The organism is Sphaerisporangium melleum, from assembly GCF_014646695.1.
GTDB lineage: Bacteria > Actinomycetota > Actinomycetes > Streptosporangiales > Streptosporangiaceae > Sphaerisporangium > Sphaerisporangium melleum.
In genome coordinates this window covers 502-1,415 of record NZ_BMNT01000121.1, presented here as the reverse complement: position 1 = coordinate 1,415, position 914 = coordinate 502, and the positions used below count along the sequence as shown (strand labels likewise).

1 pseudogene is annotated in these 914 nt (G+C 67.5%); it reads right to left on the bottom strand.

Annotated elements, in window-relative coordinates:
• Positions 1 to 914: pseudogene (locus IEY93_RS39165) on the bottom strand (DNA-directed RNA polymerase subunit beta); the annotation flags it as partial.

Here is a 914-nt window from a genome sequence, read left to right as displayed (position 1 = left end):
ATGCGGATGATGCCCCGCTCGTCCAGATCGGCCAGGACCTCCTCCGACACGTTCGGGATGTCGCGGGTGATCTCCTCCGGGCCCAGCTTGGTGTCGCGGGCGTCGACCTCGTGCTCCTCGATGTGGATCGAGGACAGCACGTCGTCCTGCACCAGGCGCTGGGAAAGGATGATCGCGTCCTCGTAGTTGTGACCCTCCCACGGCATGAACGCCACCAGCAGGTTCTTGCCCAGCGCCATCTCACCGTCATCGGTGCACGGACCGTCGGCGACGACCTGGTTCACCTCCACCCGGTCGCCCTCGGCCACGATCGGCTTCTGGTTGAAACAGGTGCCCTGGTTGGACCGCTTGAACTTCGCCACCCGGTAGGTCGTCCGCGTGCCGTCGTCGTTCATCACCGTGACGTAGTCGGCCGACACCTCCTCGACCACCCCGGCCTTCTCCGCCGTGATGACGTCCCCGGCGTCGGTCGCCGCGCGGTACTCCATGCCCGTGCCCACCAGCGGCGCCTCGCTCTTGAGGAGCGGCACCGACTGGCGCTGCATGTTGGAGCCCATGAGCGCGCGGTTGGCGTCGTCGTGCTCCAGGAACGGGATCATCGCGGTCGCCACCGACACCATCTGGCGTGCCGAGACGTCCATGTAGTCGACCTCGCTGGGCCGGATGAACTCGACCTCGCCGCCCTTACGGCGGACCAGGACGCGGTCCTCGGCGAAGCTGCCGTCCGCCTGCAGCGGGGTGTTCGCCTGGGCGATGACGTGCCTGTCCTCCTCGTCGGCGGTCAGGTAGTCGATCTCCTCGGTGACGCGGCCGTCCACCACCTTGCGGTAGGGGGTCTCGACGAAGCCGAAGGAGTTGACCCGGCCGAACGACGAGAGCGAGCCGATCAGGCCGATGTTCGGGCCTTCCGGCGT